The organism is Pseudomonas sp. 008, from assembly GCF_016861935.1.
In the GTDB taxonomy this organism is placed as follows: domain Bacteria; phylum Pseudomonadota; class Gammaproteobacteria; order Pseudomonadales; family Pseudomonadaceae; genus Aquipseudomonas.
The window spans coordinates 148,798-167,285 of sequence record NZ_BOMA01000007.1 but is presented as its reverse complement, the minus strand read 5'-3'; the positions used below and the strand labels follow the sequence as shown (position 1 = coordinate 167,285).

At 59.5% G+C, this 18,488-nt stretch carries 14 protein-coding genes; 6 read left to right on the top strand and 8 right to left on the bottom strand.

Annotated elements, in window-relative coordinates:
- The first annotated feature begins 201 nt into the window (after window positions 1-201).
- Genes JUI81_RS16410 through JUI81_RS16400 form a run of 3 tightly spaced genes read left to right on the top strand, consistent with a single transcriptional unit; the run spans window position 202 to window position 3,029 of the window.
- Window positions 202-1,110, top strand: a complete 909-nt coding sequence (locus JUI81_RS16410; RefSeq protein ID WP_204124667.1) for an ABC transporter permease — start codon at window positions 202-204, stop codon at window positions 1,108-1,110.
- Window positions 1,107-1,955, top strand: coding sequence for an ABC transporter permease (locus JUI81_RS16405; protein ID WP_018926557.1), 849 nt, complete (start codon window positions 1,107-1,109; stop codon window positions 1,953-1,955). The genes JUI81_RS16410 and JUI81_RS16405 overlap by 4 nt, the downstream gene beginning before the upstream one ends.
- Window positions 1,956-1,973: 18 nt before the next feature.
- The gene (locus JUI81_RS16400; RefSeq protein WP_018926556.1) at window positions 1,974-3,029 is read left to right on the top strand and encodes an ABC transporter ATP-binding protein; all 1,056 of its coding nucleotides are present in this window, start codon (window positions 1,974-1,976) and stop codon (window positions 3,027-3,029) included.
- A gap of 123 nt (window positions 3,030-3,152) precedes the next feature.
- Here the strand turns inward: JUI81_RS16400 and JUI81_RS16395 are convergent, their stop codons facing one another.
- Window positions 3,153-4,082, bottom strand: coding sequence for an AraC family transcriptional regulator (locus tag JUI81_RS16395; protein ID WP_019581520.1), 930 nt, complete (start codon window positions 4,080-4,082; stop codon window positions 3,153-3,155).
- 336 nt (window positions 4,083-4,418) lie between these two features.
- On the opposite strand from JUI81_RS16395, the gene JUI81_RS16390 reads away from it, so the two are divergent.
- Both JUI81_RS16390 and JUI81_RS16385 read left to right on the top strand, forming a co-directional pair.
- The gene (locus JUI81_RS16390) at window positions 4,419-4,772 is read left to right on the top strand and encodes a putative quinol monooxygenase (protein WP_026286455.1); all 354 of its coding nucleotides are present in this window, start codon (window positions 4,419-4,421) and stop codon (window positions 4,770-4,772) included.
- A 41-nt stretch (window positions 4,773-4,813) separates the two neighbouring features.
- Window positions 4,814-5,044 carry a hypothetical protein gene (locus tag JUI81_RS16385; RefSeq protein WP_018926553.1) on the top strand — a complete coding sequence of 77 codons (231 nt, stop codon included), beginning with the start codon at window positions 4,814-4,816 and terminating at the stop codon, window positions 5,042-5,044.
- Here the strand turns inward: JUI81_RS16385 and JUI81_RS16380 are convergent, their stop codons facing one another.
- Together JUI81_RS16380 and JUI81_RS16375 are read right to left on the bottom strand one after the other, a co-directional pair.
- Window positions 5,045-5,674 carry a flavin reductase family protein gene (locus tag JUI81_RS16380; protein WP_018926552.1) on the bottom strand — a complete coding sequence of 210 codons (630 nt, stop codon included), beginning with the start codon at window positions 5,672-5,674 and terminating at the stop codon, window positions 5,045-5,047.
- A 166-nt stretch (window positions 5,675-5,840) separates the two neighbouring features.
- Window positions 5,841-6,032, bottom strand: a complete 192-nt coding sequence (locus tag JUI81_RS16375) for a hypothetical protein (protein ID WP_204124666.1) — start codon at window positions 6,030-6,032, stop codon at window positions 5,841-5,843.
- A gap of 206 nt (window positions 6,033-6,238) precedes the next feature.
- Here JUI81_RS16375 and JUI81_RS16370 point away from each other — a divergent pair, with 206 nt between their 5' ends.
- Window positions 6,239-6,994: a membrane protein gene (locus tag JUI81_RS16370; protein WP_019581516.1), complete on the top strand. Its 756-nt coding sequence runs from the start codon at window positions 6,239-6,241 to the stop codon at window positions 6,992-6,994.
- Window positions 6,995-7,060: 66 nt separating this feature from the next.
- Here JUI81_RS16370 and JUI81_RS16365 read toward each other — a convergent pair whose 3' ends face one another.
- From JUI81_RS16365 to JUI81_RS16345, 5 genes are all read right to left on the bottom strand, one after another.
- A complete protein-coding gene (locus JUI81_RS16365; RefSeq protein ID WP_019581515.1) occupies window positions 7,061-8,380 on the bottom strand; it encodes an MFS transporter in 1,320 nt (439 codons plus the stop codon).
- A 312-nt stretch (window positions 8,381-8,692) separates the two neighbouring features.
- Window positions 8,693-10,027, bottom strand: coding sequence for a sigma-54 dependent transcriptional regulator (locus tag JUI81_RS16360; protein ID WP_204124665.1), 1,335 nt, complete (start codon window positions 10,025-10,027; stop codon window positions 8,693-8,695).
- Window positions 10,027-11,787, bottom strand: coding sequence for an ATP-binding protein (locus JUI81_RS16355; RefSeq protein WP_204124664.1), 1,761 nt, complete (start codon window positions 11,785-11,787; stop codon window positions 10,027-10,029). Before JUI81_RS16355 ends, JUI81_RS16360 begins: the two co-directional genes overlap by 1 nt.
- Window positions 11,788-11,990: 203 nt before the next feature.
- A complete protein-coding gene (locus tag JUI81_RS16350; RefSeq protein WP_204124663.1) occupies window positions 11,991-16,505 on the bottom strand; it encodes a SpvB/TcaC N-terminal domain-containing protein in 4,515 nt (1,504 codons plus the stop codon).
- A 235-nt stretch (window positions 16,506-16,740) separates the two neighbouring features.
- Window positions 16,741-18,264: a fumarate hydratase gene (locus JUI81_RS16345; RefSeq protein WP_204124662.1), complete on the bottom strand. Its 1,524-nt coding sequence runs from the start codon at window positions 18,262-18,264 to the stop codon at window positions 16,741-16,743.
- Between the last annotated feature and the right edge of the window lie 224 nt (window positions 18,265-18,488).

Genomic DNA, 18,488 nt, shown 5'->3' with positions numbered 1-18,488 from the left:
GGGGGCTTGCCCCCGTTGGGGCGCGAAGCGGCCCTGAATCCTGTCATTGCGGTGCATCAGGTGTACCGCATGAGATGGTTTACGACTGCTTCGCAGTCGAACGGGGGCAAGCCCCCTCGCCACAAAGCCCGCTCCCACAGGATTCACGGCGGTTTTGAGGGCTGTGTTTGCCAGCTGCTTTCCATTGACGAGACCCTTGCTATGGAACACCAACCTCTGACCCATCCGGTAAGCGTCGCACCCACGCGCGCTAATCAGGGTGTCTCACCGACAGTGCGTGCGTGGTTTTTCCTCTCGCCGTCGATGCTGTTTCTCGGCGTGCTGATTGCCGCCAGCCTCCTGGTGCTGCGCATGAGCGTCGGCACCAAAGGTGCGGAGTGGTCCGGCTTCAGCCTGGCCAGTTACGCGCAATTGCTGGAACCGTACTACCTCAAATCCTTGCTGCTGACTCTGCGCCTGGCGCTGATCAGCGCGGTGATCGCGGTGCTGCTGGCGATCCCGGTGGCCTACACCATGTCGCGGCTGACCTCACCGTTCGTGCGGCGGATTTTCCTCGCGGCGGTGCTGTTGCCATTGCTGGTCAACCTGTTGCTGCAAAGCTACGGCTGGCTGGTGATTCTCGGCCCGGGCGGGATGCTCAATCAGGCGCTGATGGGCCTGGGCCTGATCAAGCGGCCGATCATGCTGCTGTACAACCAGAACGGCGTATTGATGGGCCTGGTGCAAACCGCGTTTCCGTTGGCCGTGCTGCCGATTGCCAGCGCGATGCGCGGTGTCGCCCGCACTTACGAAGAAGCCGCTGCAACCTTGGGCGCCAGTCGCCTGCAGGTGTTTCGCCAAGTGGTGTTGCCGATGAGTTTTCCGGGGATCATCACCGGCGCGACGCTGGTGTTCGCCTACAACGCCAGCAGTTTCGTGGTGCCTTTGTTGCTCGGCGGTCGGCGTGTGCCGATGCTGGCGGTGATGGTCCATGACCAGATCGCCCCGCTGATGAACTGGCCTGCCGCGTCCGCTGCCGGCGTGGTGCTGATCGTTACCACCCTGGCAATCATGACCTTGTCCGAATACATCACTGGCCGTCGTCGGCGCATGCTGGAGGCTTCCCAATGAGCACCTTGATCAAGAAGCGTCAGTCGCTGTTGCCGGGCGATACCGGCAAGTTCGCCGGCATCCTCTCGGGCTTCATTCTGCTGCTGGCGGTATTGCCGATCCTGACCATGATCGTCATGTCGTTCAGCGGCGCGTCGAACCTCGACTTTCCGCCCAGCAGCTACAGCCTGCAATGGTACAAGGCCGCCTGGCACACCTTCGTCTCGCCGGACGCCAGTGATGTGCTGAGCCTGGGCAAAGCCATGAGCACCAGTTTGCTGGTGGCCTGCCTGACCATGATCTTCGCCACGATCATCGCGGTGCCGGCGGCTTACGCACTGACCCGTTGCGAGTTCCGTGGCAAGGCCGTGGCGCTGCAATTGATGTCGCTGCCACTGGTGTTCCCGATGGTGGTGTTGGGCCTGGCCTTGCTGTTGGTATTCGACAGTCTGCCGTTCCAGATAACCACTTCGCGGCTGGTGATCGCCCATGTGATTCTGGCGCTGCCGTTCGTGGTGAAGAACTGCACGGCAGCGATGCTTTCCATTGGCAGCGAAGTCGAAGAGGCCGCGCAAATGCTCGGCGCTTCACCGACTCGGGCGATTGTCGATGTGGTGGTGCCGTTGATGAAGTCGGGGATTCTGGCGGGCATGCTGCTGGCGTTCATCGTCTCGTTCAACGAATTCACCGTGACCTATTTCCTCTACACCATCGACGTCATGACCGTGCCGATCTGGATGTACAGCCGCACCGTGTCTTCGCTCGACCCTACCGTTTTCTCGTTTGCCGTGCTGATCGTGCTGATCGACTTCGTGCTCATTTGGGCGCTGGAAAAGTTGGTTGGCGAAGGCGGCGTTTCGTTCTGATTTCTTGAGGTGATTCAAATGACTGGTCTGATTCTGGAAAACGTCGAGAAACATTACGGCTCGGCCTGCGCGGTAAAGGATGTGAACCTGCATTTGCCCGAGGGCAAACTGGTGTGTTTTCTCGGCCCGTCGGGCTGTGGTAAAACCACTTTGCTGCGGATGATCGCCGGGCTCGAAACCCTGACCGGCGGCGAGATTCGCCTGGACGGTGAAGACATCGGCCATACCCCTGCGCATCAGCGCAATTTCGGCATGGTGTTTCAATCGCTGGCACTGTTTCCGCACATGACGGTGGGGGAGAACATTGCCTATCCGTTGAAACTGCGTGGGGTCAGCAAGGCCGATCAGCAGGCGCGGGTGGTGGAGTTGCTTGAGCTGATTCAACTGCAGGAAATGATTGATCGCCCGGTGGCGAAACTCTCCGGCGGTCAGCGTCAGCGTGTGGCGATTGCCCGGGCGATTGCCTCGCGGCCGAAAATCCTGCTGCTCGACGAACCGCTGTCGGCGCTGGACGCCAAGCTGCGCGAGTCGATGCAGGTGGAAATCCGTCAACTGCAACAGCGTTTGAACATCACCACCATCATGGTCACCCACGACCAGCGCGAAGCCATGACCATGGCCGATATCGTGGTGGTGCTGGGTGAACATCGGGTGCAGCAGGTGGGCACGCCGATTGAGATTTATCGGCACCCGGCCAATGAATTCGTCGCGGACTTCATCGGTTCGGGGAATATTTTCCCGGCCACGGCGCTGGGTAACGGCAAGGTCAGCTTGCCCGGCGGCGATGCGCTGCAAGTGCCGATCTGCAGCAGCATTGTGGTGGGGGAGAAGGTGAAAATGCTGATTCGCCCCGAAGACCTGCAACTGTCGCAACCGCAGGCCACGGCGGGGAATCGCTTGCTGGGTAAGGTGACGTTTGTGCGAGATATCGGCGCGACCATCGAAACCACTGTCGAGTGTTCCGGGGTGTCGTTTACCGCGTTGAGCACGCCGTGTCAGGACGTTGGGTTAAGCATTGGCAATCCGGTGTCGGTGACCTTGCCGGCTGAGGCGTGCCGAGTACTGAGCGCCTGAACAAACACCCCCATCCTCGTAGGAGCGAGGCTTGCCCGCGAAGGCTATTTCATACTCAGCATTGATGCTGGCTGATACGACGCCTTCGCGGGCAAGCCTCGCTCCTACAGGGTGTGAATCTGATTACACGGACAACCGCAACCGCGCCAAATCCCGCAGCGGCGGTGCCCCGAACAATCGGCTGTACTCCCGGCTGAACTGCGAAGGGCTTTCATACCCCACTCGATATCCCGCCGCCGACGCTTCCAGCCCTTCGGCCAGCATCAACCGTCGCGCTTCTTGCAGGCGCAGCTGTTTCTGATACTGCAGCGGGCTCATCGCCGTCATCGCCTTGAAGCGGTGATGCAGCGTCGACACGCTCAGGTTCACTTCCCGCGCCAGGTCGTCGATGCGCAGCGGTTGCTCATAATTGCCGTTGAGCCATTTGATCGCCTGGCTGATGCGATGGCTCTGGCTGTTGGCGATGGCAATCTCATACAGCCGATGTCCCTGCTGGCTGCGTAACAGCCGATACAGAATCTCCCGACGAATCAGCGGCGCGAGCATGGCGATGTCTTTCGGTGTGTCCAGCAAACGCGCCAGACGCAGCACGGCGTCGAGCATGGCCGCGTCGATCCGCTCGACATACAGGCCTCGGCCCGTGGGCCGTGTGGGCAGGCCGATGGGGCCGGCGTCGGCAATCAGCGCGGTGATTTCCGCCGGGTCGATGTCCAGCCGCACCGCGAGGATCGGTTCTTCGGGCGAGGCATTCACCACCCGTCCGCTCAAGGGCATCGAGACTGATACCACCAGGTAATTCAGCGGGTCGTAATTGAAGTACTCGTCCGCCAGCCGAACTTCCTTGCGCCCCTGGGCCATGATGCACAGGGCCGGTTGGGCCAGCCCCGGGGCGAAATCATGGGATTTGCTGTGACGCGACATGAACAGCGAACCGACGGCAGTGGCGTAGGAGCCATCGTCCATGGTGTTGCGGCGGATGAGGTCGGCCAGTTCCGCGCGCTGTTTTTCCATGTCAGCGGGAAGCGGAGCCTGAAAGTGATCGAGCGACGACATGCAGGGAATCCTCCGTGAAGTGTTGGTCATGGGCCGAGCTTAAATTTGTGCAAGGGACAGCGGTAGACACATCCTGTCAAAAGCTTGCCTGATTCTGCGCGGGGTGAATACACGAGGCTGTCATAGCAGGGCAACGTGGATGAAACTTGCTTAAAAGTGGTGTGACAGCGGTGTGACAGTACTTTGCGCGCTGTTACAGAGGCTTTTTGCAGTTGCGCAGGATTGTGCAATAAGCCGGCAGAAATCGACTAACGCTGACTGTGATGCGCCGCCTAATCTTGGATCCTGTCGCAGCCCGTCCCACGGCTGCCACTCGACTCCCTGGGAGGGTTGAACATGTCTACGCAGATCCCCGTCAGTCATATGGCCTTCGTTCGCGCCCGCGCCGGGCGTTCGGCAGAACTCGGTGCGCGTCTGAGCGCCCTGATCGAACCGTCGCGCAACGCGCCGGGTTGCCTGAGCTTCGCCCTGCAGCACTCGCAATGTGATCCCGAGCTGTGGCTGGTGTCCGGTTTCTGGGCCAGCCAACAGGCGATGACCGCTTACTTCGGCAGCCCGGCGATGCAGATTTTTGCCGAGCTGGTGCAGGAAATGGTGGTCAACAGCCTGGATTTCCATACTTTCAAGGATGTCTCGGCGACCCAGGCCCTCGGCCAGTCCCAGGCAGCGGTACACAAACTGGCCGGTTGAGGGTTTAATGGCGCAACTCTCCATTAGCCAGGATCCGCGACATGGCACGTAAAGCTTTTGAACACTTCGAAGCCGTTTCAGCAGTAGTACCGAGCGAGGGCGGTTACCACGCCGCGATTGCCGTCAAAGCCCTCGGTGGTTCCGGTGCCCCGGTTTTTCACAAAGTGCTGGAAGGCCAGACGTTCAAGACCGCTCATGAAGCCGACGAGGCCGCGGCCAAAGAGCTGACCCACCTCAAAGACGTCAAACAAGACGCCGACCTGCTCTGGTAATCACTTGACCGCCCCCGGGCGGAACATCTTGAACAGTGCCTCTGGCCCCAGCTGAAAATAATCCGCTGGCCCGCCGCCGCGCAGAATCGGTTCTGCCGCGGCGGTGTCGTACACCCCATCCTTCAACAGCCATTTGGCGATGTGCACGGCGACCACTTCGCCGAGAATCAGCCAGCTCGGCACCACTTCCTTGTTGGCGCGCTGCAACTGAATGATCTGCGTGACCTTGCACTCGAAGGACACCGGGCTTTCGGCGACCCGTGGCACCTGAATGATCTTCGACGCGGCGGTGGTCAGCCCGGACAGTTCGAACTCGTTGACTTCCGGCCCGACCATGGCGCAGCTCTGGTTCATCTGCTCGGCCAGCGGACGCGTCGCCAGGTTCCAGGCGAACTCGCCGGTCTGCTCGATGTTGTTCAGGCTGTCTTTGCGCCCGACACTGGAGAACCCGATGATCGGCGGAATGTAGTTGAAGGCATTGAAGAAGCTGTAGGGCGCTAGATTCAGGCGACCGTTGGCGTCCTGGGAGGAAATCCAGCCGATGGGACGCGGGCCGACGATGGCGTTGAACGGGTCATGGGGCAGGCCGTGGCCGTTGGCGGGTTCGTAGAAATGAATGTCGTCGGGCATGGAGTGAATTCCTGAGGGCGTTCGGGAGGTGAGCATGGTGCAAGGGCCAGCGGCAGATTTCCAGTCCATCCTCAATCAGTGTGGGTTTTGTGGAGATCACTGGGTTTTGCTTGCTCCAGAAATAACTAAGCCCGGCCAAAGCCGGGCTGTGTGGTGCGCTCAGGGATCAGTTGGTGCGAGCTGCATCGGTGCGATCGACGCTGTCGGTAGCGACTGTGGCTGCGTCGGTGCGGCTATCGCCAGCGACGTTGCTTTGTGCAGTGAAGACGGCGGAACCGGTGCGGTCGTAACCATCGGCGGCGAAGGTATTGGCGGCCAGCACAGAGAGGGCCAGAACGACCATCAGTTTGGTTTTCATGGGTAACTCCAGTTTGCACAGCGCAATGAATTGATCAGACGGGGGCAGGATGCGTACTGGGCATTAACCAGCGATTAATCGGGCTCTCTTGTCTGCGTGACAGAATTTTCATCCTGCACTTACCTATTTTTCACCGCTCCACCGCCAGTCTGCGCACCGGTCAATAAACCGAAGAAACGACCGTCACGAACTGGAGCTTGCCTTGAATGAATAAACTTCCTCAGATCACCCTGGCGTTCTGGGTCATGAAAATCTGCGCAACGACCCTGGGTGAAACCGCGGGGGATTTGTTGTCGATGACCCTTAATGTCGGTTACGCCATCAGCTCGCTGATCCTGATCAGCGTCTTTGTGCTGACGCTGGTCACGCAGTTGATGTCCAAAACTTACAAGCCGGTGCTGTACTGGATCGTGATTCTGTCGACCAGCACCGCCGGCACCACCATGTCCGACTTCATGGACCGCACCCTTGAATTGGGCTACGCCACGGGTTCGATGATCCTGATTGCGATTCTGCTGGGGATTTTCGCGGCCTGGCGCTTGAGCGGCGATTCGCTGAACGTCACCAAGGTCCAGACCTTCCGGGGTGAGATGTTCTATTGGATGGCGATTCTGTTTTCCAACACCCTGGGCACGGCGCTTGGCGATTACCTGGCCGACGACTCGGGCCTGGGTTTTGCCGGCGGCGCACTGTTGATCGGTTCGACCATTGCGCTGGTGGTGCTGTTGAAATACTTCACGAAGATTTCGTCGGTGCTGCTGTTCTGGGTGGCGTTCGTGTTGACGCGGCCATTCGGCGCAACCTTGGGCGACTTCCTGACCAAACCCCATGCAAAGGGTGGCCTGGATTTCGGCACCATCGGCTCGTCGCTGGTGTTGGCGGGGATTCTGGTGGTGATGATTGCGGGGGCATCTTACGTGCAGGGCAAGTACGCGAAGCAGACGGCGGCCGAGTTGACTTGAGACTGAGTCGTCCTCTTCACGGGCTTGCCTGCGAAGAGGACGGTACAGCCGCCATCAATGTTGCTGTCAGTCGGTCTCGATCCGCGAATGCTTGCGGGTGTCTTTCATGGTCACGTACACCAGCAACGACACCGCGATGCACGCCGTGACATACCAGTAGTAACCGGTTTCCATGCCGATGCTCTTGAACCACAGGGCGATGTATTCAGCGGTGCCGCCGAAGATCGACACGGTCAGTGCGTATGGCAGGCCGACGCCCAGGGCGCGGATTTCGGTGGGGAACAATTCAGCTTTGACCACCGCGTTGATCGAGGTGTAGCCGCTGACGATGATCAGCGCCGCCATGATCAGGAAGAACGCACCCCACCAGCTCTGGATGGTGTGCAAGGTGGTCAGGATCGGTACGGTGAACAGCGTCCCGAGAATGCCGAAGGCAATCAGGATCGGCCGCCGACCGACTTTATCCGACAGACCGCCGATGATCGGTTGCAGGCACATGAACAGGAACAGCGTGGCCGCAGAAATCGTGGTGGAGTCGGAAATGCTCATGCCGACGGTGTTCACCAGGTATTTCTGCATGTACGTGGTGTAGGTGTAGAACGCCAGCGTGCCGCCCATGGTCAGGCCGACCACGGTCATCAGTTCCTTGGGATGGCGCAGCAAGGTGCGCATCGCGCTTTCCTTGGCCTTCTCTTTCTTGGTGAACGACTCGGTTTCTTCCATGCCACGACGCAGGTACAGCGCGACCACGGCACACAGCGCGCCGATGGCGAATGGAATGCGCCAGCCCCAGGCGTACAGCTCTTCGGTGGTCAGGAAATTTTGCAGCACGATCAGCACGCCCAGGGCGATGAGCTGGCCGGAGATCAGCGTCACGTACTGGAAACTCGAGTAGAAGCCGCGACGTTCCTTGGTTGCCATCTCGCTGAGGTACGTCGCCGAGGTGCCGTACTCACCCCCCACCGACAAACCTTGCAGCAGGCGGGCGAACACCAGCAGGATCGGCGCGCCGATACCGATGGTTTCATAGCCTGGGCTCAGGGCGATCAGCAGCGAGCCGAAGCACATCAGGTAGACCGAGGCCATGAGCGCGGCTTTACGGCCGGCCTTGTCAGCGTAGAGGCCCATCAGCCAGCCACCGATCGGGCGCATCAAAAAGCCCACGGCGAAGATTGCGGCGGTGTTGAGCAGTTGGGCGGTGGTGTCGCCTTTGGGGAAGAAGACTTTGGCGAAGTACAGGGAGAAGGCGGCGTAGACGTACCAGTCGTACCACTCGACCATGTTGCCGACAGAGCCGCTGAAGATCGATTTGATCCGGCTGGCGGTGCTTCTTTCTTTAGCCGGCACGGCAGCCGACCCAAGGGGCAGGGCGTTGGAGTTATCCATTGAAGGATCCTTCGTTTAATTGTTTTTGTGGAGCGCGTTGAAACGCAGCCTGCAGGGGCTATAGCAGGAGCTGTGCCAAGGGGAGGAGGGCCGGTTTAGAGGGGGTAAGAGGTTTTGTTGAGCGGATAGTCGCTCAAGGTATATGCAAGCATGAGCGGATTTCCGCCGATCACTTGTGGCGAGGGGGCTTGCCCCCGTTCGGCTGCGAAGCAGTCGTAAAGTCTGCAAATATGGTGTACCTGAAAAATGCCGGGGAGCGCTTCGCACTCCAACGGGGCGATGCGGCGTTCCGACAAGCCCCCTCGCCACAGGTCATGTGTCGGATATGAACATCTCGCGACTCAACCCATGGCGCTGCATCTTTTCATTGAAGGTACGGCGCGGCAGTTGCAGTTCTTCAAGCACCGCTTTCACATCGCCCTTATGCCGGGTCAGCGCCGCGCGCAAGCAATGCGCTTCGAAGGCTTCTTGCTGCGCGGCCAGTGACTGGCCGGGATCGATCCCCACCGGCTCCGGTTCGCTGAGGCCCAGCACTTGGCGCTCGGCGACGTTCGCCAGCTCGCGCACATTGCCCGGCCAGTCGTGGCTCAGCAGATGGCTCAATTGCGGCCCGCTCAACGGTGGAAAGGTACGACCAAGGCGTTCGGCGGCACTCTGCGCGAAGAACTCGAACAATAGTGGAATGTCTTCACGCCGATCACGCAACGGCGGCAGCCGCAGCTCGGCGACGTTCAAGCGATACGCCAGGTCCTCGCGAAAACGCCCGGCCCGGGCTTCATCCAGCAAGTCGGGTTTGGTCGCGGCGATGATTCGCAAATCCACGCGGATGCTCTGATTGGAGCCCAATCGCTCAAGCTTCTGCTCCTGCAACACCCGCAGCAGTTTCACCTGCTGCGTCAGCGGCATGCTTTCGATTTCATCGAGAAACAGCGTGCCACCGTCGGCGTATTCGAGCTTGCCGATGCGCTTGCCCTGGGCGCCGGTGAACGCGCCGCTCTCATGGCCGAACAGTTCGGCCTCGAACAACTGCTCGGGAATCGCCGCGCAGTTCAAGGCGACGAAGGGCTTGTCGGCGCGGGGGCCGAAGTCGTGCAGGCAGCGGGCAACCAGTTCCTTGCCGCTGCCGGTTTCGCCACGGATCAGCACATTGACCGGCAGCGTCGCCAGATCCAGCACTTGCCGGCGCAGCGTCTGCAAACCACGGGACACCCCCAGCAGGGTGGCATCGAGTTTGGCGCGATTGTCGGCCTGCTCGTGCAGGGCACGGTTTTCCAGCACCAGCCGGCGTTTGTCCAGCGCGCGGCGCAGGCTGCTCAGCAGGGTTTCCGGGCTGAAGGGTTTTTCGAGGAAATCGTAGGCGCCATCGCGCATCGCTTCGACGGCCATCGGCACATCGCCGTGACCAGTCAGCAAGATCACCGGCAAATCGGCGTCGCGGCGCTGCACTTCGGCCAGCAGCTCCAGCCCGCTCATGCCTGGCATGCGCACATCGCTGAGAATCACCCCAGGGAAGTGTTTCGGCAGTTGCGCCAGGCATTCATCGGCGCGGCTGAACAGTTGCACCTCGAACCCCGACAGGCTCAGCCACTGTTCGACGGCGCTGCGGATGCTGCTTTCGTCATCGACCACCATCACCGAATTGAGCATCAGGCACATACCTCCAGATCAATGGGCAACGTCAGGGTGAATACCGCGCCTTTTTCGCCATTATCGGCGCTCAGGCGTCCGCCCGCTTCGTGGACGATGGCAAAGGACACGGCCAGCCCCAAGCCCAGGCCATCACCCACCGGCTTAGTGGTAAAGAATGGATCGAACACCTGGCTCAAGTGTTCTTCGGCAATGCCGCCGCCATTGTCGATCACACTCAGGCGCCATAGCTGTTCATCGGCTTCGAGGCGGATTTCCAGACGCTTGCAGGATTTGCCCTGCATGGCGTCCAGGGCGTTGCGCAGCAGGTTGATCAGCACCTGTTCCAGACGAATCGCATCGCCACGCACCCAGGCCGGACGAGTCAGGTGCAGCACCAGGCTGACCTGTTCATCGCGCAGGCGCGCGTCGAGCAATTGCAGGGCCTGATCCACCACCGCTGCCAGATCCAGCCGTTCGCGCAAACCGCTGGGGCTTTTGCGCGCGAAGGTTTTCAGGTGGCCGGTGAGGGCGGCCATGCGCGTGAGCATGTCGTCCACCGGTTTGAGCGCCTTGTAGGCGTCGTCGACCCGGCCGTGATCGAGTAGCAACCTCAGCGTAGCAAGCTGCATGCGCTGAGCGGTCAGGGGCTGATTGATTTCATGGGCCAGCGCTGCGGACATCTGCCCCAGCGCCGCGAGTTTGGCCGATTGCACCAGTCCGTCCTGAGCGGTGCGCAGGTCACGGGTGCGTTCTTCTACCAGTTGTTCGAGTTCTTCTCGGCTGCGTTGGCGCATCTTGGCCAGGCGCCAGCGTTGATTAAGGAACAGCAACAGAAACACCAGCGCCAGCCACAATCCGGCAGCGGCGAGCGCGGCGTTACGGATGTCTTCGAAGGCGACTTGCGGGCGGCGCAGCAGGTGCAAGGTCCAGCCTTCAGTGGTCAGCGGCAGGGATTCCCACAGGTAGTTTGCCGTGCCGTCAGGACCGACGACGCGCGCCAGATCACTGTTGTCGTCAAAGCGCTGCAGCGATTGGTAATCCAGCGGTGTCAGCGGTTGTTTGTCGTATTGCCGGGTGGCTTTAAGTTCGGCGCGGTCGCTGTCGTTCAACGGTTTCAACAGGCGATAGCGCCAGCCCGGCTGGTTGGCAATGAAGATGATCCCGCGTGCATCGCTGACCAGCAATGTGTCGCTGCCCTGACGCCATTCGCGCTCCAGCTCTGGAAACTCAAGCTTCACCACCATGGCGCCGAGGAACTCGCCGCTGTCGCGGGTCACCGCGCTGGACAGGAAGTAGCCAGGAATCCCGCTCGTTACGCCCACCGCGTAAAAACGCCCGGTGCCCTGGGTGCGCGTCTGGCTGAAGTAAGGGCGAAAACCGTAGTTGTGGCCGACGTAACTGCTGGGCAAACGCCAATTACTGGCGGCCACGGCGAGGCCGGTGCGGTCGAGCAGTTCCAGGGTCGAGGACTGGGCCGCACCGTTGATTTTTTCCAGTTTGCGGTTCAGTGCGTCCTGTTGCTCAAGCGTTACCGGGCCATCGAGCGCGGCGCGCAACTCCGGGTCCAGCGCCAGCACGGCGGGCAGGGCACGGTAGCGGTCGATCAGGGTATGCAGGGAATTGGCGTACAGCGCCAGTTGCTGGTTGGCGCGGGCCGCGTCTTCGACCAGCGCCTGGCGTTCGGCGTGACGCACGGCCAAGCCGGCCGCCAACGCGGCACCGGCGATGATGAGCAAGGTATAAAACGACAAACGCAAGGTACGAGAAATCGGCAGCATGCTGGCGCAAACAGTTAGAAAGTCGGGCGGGCACCATAGCATGTGCGCCCGCCGCAAGAGATATTGCCTATTGGCGCACTGTGGCGGGCGGTCCCGTGGAAACGCTTATTACCCGGCAACACTTTGATGTTCTCGGCAGGGGGCTGCCAGGCCCCGCGAGTCAAAGGATTTTAATGACGGTGTTTGCCAGTCGACAATGGGCATCATCGGTTCCCCGTATTGAGTCCTTTCGCGTCTGGCCCGACGTAGGTGTCATTGTAGTCCCAGTTTCTGACATACCAGGGATGATAGACGACGAGCGCAATATGCCCCTTGGCGTTGATGATCTTGATGAGGCGACCCATCACGTCGTAGAAGCTTTTATCGTGATGGCCGGAATCCCTGAAGGAGTGATCGCGGATGTAACCCTTAGCATTGGCGAAATAGGGACGATACGTTCGTACTACTAACCCTTTGTTGTTGTATTCCACGCGTTCGCTGATGCGCCAGCGTTGATCGGCGTATGCCACCATTGGCTCACCGTTCTCGTACTCCAATTTGCCGTCCTTCACGACATAAGCTTCACCGGACTCGACCCGTTGCTGAGTTTGCAAGAGCCGTTGAAAACCGTCGAAAAATGACCGAATGATGTGGAATTTTGCTGAAACATCGTCACCAGGGTACCGGTCCGCACTCAGGCGGACGCTGTGCACCGGCATGCGCTCGACGGTGTGCAACAAGTCATTTAAAGCCTGTTCCGCCGGCGTGCGCGTTCGGATCCTGGCCAGGCGCCTGCGGGCACTGGCGCGAATGTGGCCGCTGGGTAACACGTAACCGTTGTTGATCCACTCGTTCAGCCATTCGGTGTTCTGTCTGGCCGATACGGGCAATGTGCCCATCCAGCAGTGAAGATCCGTGCGCAAGGTGCTGGCCGCTTCTTGCAGCTCATCTTCAGGGTGCTCGATTGCCGTGTCAGGGCTTAAATCTCCGCTGGGGATATAGTTTCTGATTAAGCCAAAGCCGATGGGCCGACCATTTTCAGTGCCGTGAAAAGTGTGAGTGTGCACACCGGAAGGACCGTTATAGGCTTCCTCCCTATTATCGTTGGCGTCGGTGATGCTCTTCGTTAACCCTGAGAAGTAATCCTGCTCGACGCGAGTGGTGCAGCCATCCGGCTGCTCGACGCTTTTGGTCACCAGACAGTACTCGTCATATTGCGCCTGGGTGACACCGTGGCTTTGCGTTTCGTTGTATTTGATCACTCGGTAGAATTGATCGATGCCAGCATACGTAGCAAAGTTGTGTAGGGCAGACCAAAGATTTTTCTCTTCGTCCTCCTTTTTGTCGGCCGTGTCGTCCGCACCCAGAAACAGCTCCATGGGCAGATATCCAATGTTCGCAAGTTCTTCCCGGATATCGATCGGGGGCGTTACGTTGCCGTAGACCTCCAGCGCGTTCTTGTTCAGATAAGCGATTTCCATCGTTCCCCGCAAAGCCTGTAAACAGGCTTCATCCTTCGGCAACTCGTCATTGTTCGTGTCGACGTAGAGTTGCACCGATTGCGCGGTCAGTTCCCGCACAGCGGCCCATTCGAGGGACTTGAATGAATCCAGGAAGTCCTTATAAGAAATTTCTGCGGGGTTGAGACCCGATGGTGCTGTTCCTTTGGGCAAAATCAATGCGTTGCCGCGTTGCAGAAACGGCAGACCAATCCGCCAGCCCTGCAGGTCGACCAAGTGAATGAATTGGGCGCGGGTTTCGCTCAGGTAATAAGACTGTTGTGCTCGGTCATGTGCATCGAACCAGCGCTTCCTTTCGTCAGGGTCTTCAAAGGGGGGCTCATCCTTTTCGGTCCTGCGGCGGGCGTAACTGACCGTGAAGCTGTGGGTGGTCAGGCCGAATTCGTCTCGTTTCAGGTTGATGACATGGCGGCACAACGGGTCTTCGACGATACGTTCGTAACGGTAGCTGATGTTCTCCAGCAGGGATGCCATCAACACCGAGTCGGGATGGTGGCCGCGCTCACGCACTTCGCGCACGATGTAACGATTTTGCTCTACCAGAATGGGAGTGTCGGCGTCTGTGTCTTTCTCCGCTCTGGTTTCGACTCTCAATACGGAACCTGCGAGGGCGCGGGCGATTTCGTGGGCAATGGCGTCGTCGGCCGGCGTAATGATCTCTTCGCAATCGTCGGCCGGGTGATACCGACAAAAAAGCGTGTCACCCAGAGGCTGTGCCTCATCATCGAGATTGAAATATCCATCGCGAGATGCATTGATCCTGTTGCCGGTGTGATACCAGATGTCGAGCAGCGCCGATTCGGTAAAGCCGGTGTTGTCGTCATCTGATGCACTTTCACTGTCGGTTTGGCGCACGCGGCCGAAGCCCCGGAATTCGCGGTCCCGACTGTCGTAGTATCCCGCGAAATAACTGAAAAACTGATTCAGGCAGTTGCTGGTGATTTCGTCGAGCTGGGTCTGTTGACTGACGACTTGCACGGCAAACGGCAGGTAACACACGGGAAGTCGCCCGAGGCCGAGGATGTCCTTTTTTTCATCCAGCCAGAATTGCGCAGAACTTCTGTACACCGCCTCGGTGAAGCACCCCATGTTGTTATTGCTCGATGTCAGCAAATAGGGCTTGGCGCTGACAAAGTCATAACGCCAGTGCTGGGGCTTCATGTGCGTCACGGTCAGGATCAGGCTGGCGCAACCGAGCCCTTGCAGGTCGGCGAATGTGACTTGGCACAGGTTGTCGTAACGCACGTCTTCGGGCCACGAAACCTCGATGGGTGTCTTTTCGAAACCGTTGCCGCCGCGGTTGAGGTAAATCTCAAAGTGATCCGATTTGAGATAGATCAGCGCCGGTGCGCCGGACCCGTCCAGGTCCGCGATGCGCACCTGGCTCACGTTGAATGTTTCGTACTCGAAAACGGGGCCGTCGATAACAAAGCCAGTGCCGAATTTCCCATGCCCGAGGTTTGGCCAGCATTTGATTTCGTTGTGACGAATGCGGCACAACCCGGTCATGTCGCTACCGTTCAGGTTGCCCAGAAATACCAGCTCGATGGGTGAGTTGCTGATCAACGGCAGACGGTCATCAGGCGGCTCATGAGCGACATCTTCGCCCTTGGCAAAACCGTCTTCGCGCCGGTTGGCGTAAAGGCGTACAGCGTTGGGCCCGATCAGGGCCAGGGAGTTGAGCCCGTCTCCCGTAAAGTCGCCCAGTTGCGAAAGGACGTTGAAAAACTCCACCGGGAACGCCGTGAACGGAATGAAGCCAGACCAGGATTTATCCGGGTTCAGCGTATAAAAACCACACATTCCCGGCTCGGCAATAATCCAGTTCAGACGGCCTTCGCCGGTCAGGTCCATCAGGGCCTGATGCGCCTCCTTATTGCGGTCGGCGCCCGGGATTTTATCCAGGGCTGTCCAGGGGCCATACGTGATGTGATCGACATTGTCCGCGCCACGCAGCGGTTCGCGGTAATACCAGCATTGGTCATAGCAACACAGAAAACCGGGAATGCTTTCGCTGAACAGATCAACACATTGATATGTCTGTCCATCCTCGATTGCCGGCATGACCTCGAACGGAAAAAATGCGCTCGGCTGCGTGTTGAGTTCGAAAGACGAGTATTCGAATTCCACCGGCGGCGAGGATTCCATCAGTCCGCCGGCTTCGTATGCCTGATAATGCGCCGCTGTGATCTGGCTGTAGGGCCGCAGGTTGGTGTAGTCCGAGTACTCCAGCAGCAAGCGGCGCACCAGCACAGGTTTATCGCCCAGTTGCGGGAAACTGTGAAACATCAGCACCTGCCGACAGAGGCGCCGGGTGCCCACTTCGAAGCCTCGCCCATAGGATGAAAACGGGTCGTTACGGACTAACCAAGGCTCGAGTGTCGCGCCGTCATAAACCGGTTTTTCAGTCAGGCCCAGCGTACGTTCGCCGTAATCGAATACCACGTGAAAAAGCCATGAAGGTGGTGCCGGCCTCAAGACATTCCAGCCGTACAACTGATCGTTTGCCTGACCATTGCCGTAGAGCACTCGATGCAAATATCGCTGGGCCCGGTAGTCATGCGGGTCAGGAAGCTCGTCCTGTTTCTCTGACAGGTACTCATAGCAAATATGCTCGCCAAGGGCGTTCATGCTTTCCTGCAACAGCCACGTCGCCACATGGAGTGGGGCTTGCGGGTCGGCCACGCGGGAGCTGTCGTCTTTGCCGAAAAGGTGCAGGCTGCCGTCTGCTCCGTGCACCAGCCAGAAGCCCTCGGGCGTGAAGTCGGAACGCCAGAACTCGATGAGGTCGAATGTCTGTTCGACCCGAGGCCTGTAACGCACCACCGTATGTTTGCCAACGAGTTGACCACAGTATTCGGACACCTCTCTGGACTCGATCTTGCCCTCGTTGTCACGATCGGGCATCACCTCCTGCCCCAAGGGGTCGATGAACACATCCTTCTCGTCACGATAACTTGGTACACCCTTGTCCGTCTGGCGGGTAAAAGCCTGAAGGTTCAAGCGCCAACCGATACCGAACGGACCGTTTCCCGACTGGCTGCTGTAACTTAGTAAGAGGTGAGGATCCCAGCCACGGCCCAATGACAAGGGCACAGGCAAGTCATAGGCAGTGGCTCCCGTCGACCCCGTCGAGCCCCAGCTACTGGCGATGGTGGCGATTGAAGCGCTCTTGGCGATGGAAGGTTCAGTGATGCTCAGGGACGCTTGTTCTTGCATGGGGCTGATCCTGTTTTGGCCAGACGCTGTTGCATGGCAACGGTGTCGCGGGATAGGTCAGACGCTAACAAGATGGGCGGCATTCGTAACCTGTCAGATCTGACAGGTCAGAGGGGGGGTTCTAGATCGAATCGCTGTAAGGAGAAAGTTTTTAATGTCGATTGACACTGTTCGTCAGCAAAAAAACGGCCGGGTCGTCATCTGACGAGCCGGCCGTTGGGGTCAATCGAAGCGCTTACTGCACTTCGACCGCCAGGTTTTCACTGATCTTTTTCTGCCAGATGGCAGGACCGGTGATGTGTACCGACTCACCTTTGCTGTCGACCGCAACAGTCACCGGCATGTCTTTCACGTCGAACTCGTAGATGGCTTCCATCCCCAGTTCGGCGAAAGCCACCACGCGGGATTTCTTGATCGCTTGCGCCACCAGGTAAGCCGCGCCGCCGACTGCCATCAGGTAAACGGCTTTGTGGTCCTTGATCGCTTCGATTGCGGTCGGGCCGCGCTCGGATTTGCCGATCATGCCCAACAGGCCGGTTTGCTCGAGGATCTGACGAGTGAACTTGTCCATCCGCGTGGCGGTAGTCGGGCCGGCAGGGCCAACCACTTCTTCGCGCACCGGATCAACCGGGCCGACGTAGTAGATGAAGCGACCTTTCAGGTCCACCGGCAGGGTTTCGCCCTTGTTCAGCATCTCGACCATGCGCTTGTGCGCGGCGTCGCGACCGGTGAGCATCTTGCCGTTGAGCAGGACGGTTTCGCCCGGCTTCCAGCTCTGCACTTCTTCCGGCGTCAGGGTGTCGAGGTTGACGCGACGGGCCGACGGGCCGGCTTCCCAGACGATTTCCGGGTAGGCGTCCAACGGTGGCGCTTCCAGCGAGGCCGGGCCGGAACCGTCGAGCACGAAGTGCGCGTGACGGGTGGCGGCGCAGTTGGGGATCATGCACACCGGCAGGGAGGCGGCGTGGGTCGGGTAATCCATGATCTTCACGTCGAGCACGGTGGTCAGACCACCCAGGCCCTGGGCGCCGATGCCCAGTTGGTTGACCTTCTCGAACAGCTCCAGGCGCATCTCTTCGATACGGTTCTGCGGGCCGCGTGCTTTGAGCTCGTGAATGTCGATGGATTCCATCAACACTTCCTTGGCCATCACGGCGGCTTTCTCGGCGGTGCCGCCGATGCCGATGCCGAGCATGCCCGGTGGGCACCAGCCGGCGCCCATCGTCGGAACGGTTTTCAACACCCAGTCGACGATCGAGTCGGATGGGTTGAGCATGGCCATTTTCGACTTGTTCTCGGAACCGCCTCCCTTGGCCGCCACGTCCACTTCCACGGTGTTACCCGGAACGATGGAGTAGTGGATAACGGCCGGGGTGTTGTCCTTGGTGTTTTTACGAGCACCCGCCGGGTCGGCGAGGATCGAGGCACGCAGGACGTTTTCCGGCAGGTTGTAAGCCCGGCGCACGCCTTCGTTGATCATGTCGTCCAGGCCCATGGTGGCGCCATCCCAACGTACGTCCATGCCCACGCGCACGAACACGGTGACGATGCCGGTGTCCTGGCAGATCGGGCGGTGGCCGGTGGCGCACATGCGCGAGTTGATCAGGATTTGCGCGATGGAATCGCGGGCTGCCGGCGATTCTTCACGCAGGTAGGCCTCGTGCATCGCCTGGATGAAATCCACGGGGTGGTAGTAAGAAATGAATTGCAGGGCGTCGGCAACGCTCTGAATCAGGTCGTCTTGCTTGATCACGGTCATCGAGTCGCGCTCCTCTAAAAGACGGGAACATTCAATAAGGTGCCTGCGGCTTGGGTGCATCGGTCGGTCGCAGACACCTTTCAAGGCACGCCGGGCATGCTGGCGCGACGCTAAAAAGGCGCGGCAGTATACCGCGCATCAAAGGCGGGTACATCTGTTGACAGTCAAACGTTGGTCGCATACATCGCCGGTGCGGATCGCCACGAATCCTGATATAGCCGCAC